This window comes from Aquimarina hainanensis (assembly GCF_042684685.1).
GTDB lineage: Bacteria > Bacteroidota > Bacteroidia > Flavobacteriales > Flavobacteriaceae > Aquimarina > Aquimarina hainanensis.
The window spans coordinates 1-290 of sequence record NZ_JBHULX010000045.1 but is presented as its reverse complement, the minus strand read 5'-3'; the positions used below and the strand labels follow the sequence as shown (position 1 = coordinate 290).

Here is a 290-nt window from a genome sequence, read left to right as displayed (position 1 = left end):
CATGTAAAAGTTGTTCCTGTTTCAGTCACATCAAGAGTTAGGTCTCTGCTAAGTGCTACATCACTACAGCTGGTGTTAGTTAGATCTGTTGCATCTAGGGTTGGTTCCGGTTGTACAGTTACTGTTACCGTATAGGCATCGGCAGTACATCCGTTACTTCCACTAGGGGTTACCGTATAGGTTACCGTCTGATCTGTTCCACTGGTATTGGTCAGTACATCATTAATGGTTGTTGTTGTTTGCAGGGAAGTTGATTCTCCTGTTACATTGGCATTATCCGCTGCAATCCA

The 290-nt window shown here is 43.8% G+C and carries 1 protein-coding gene; it reads right to left on the bottom strand.

The window, feature by feature from the left end:
* Positions 1-290, bottom strand: a 290-nt coding sequence (locus tag ACFSTE_RS20575; RefSeq protein ID WP_378298376.1) for a PKD-like domain-containing protein, incomplete at both ends; no start/stop codon positions are given.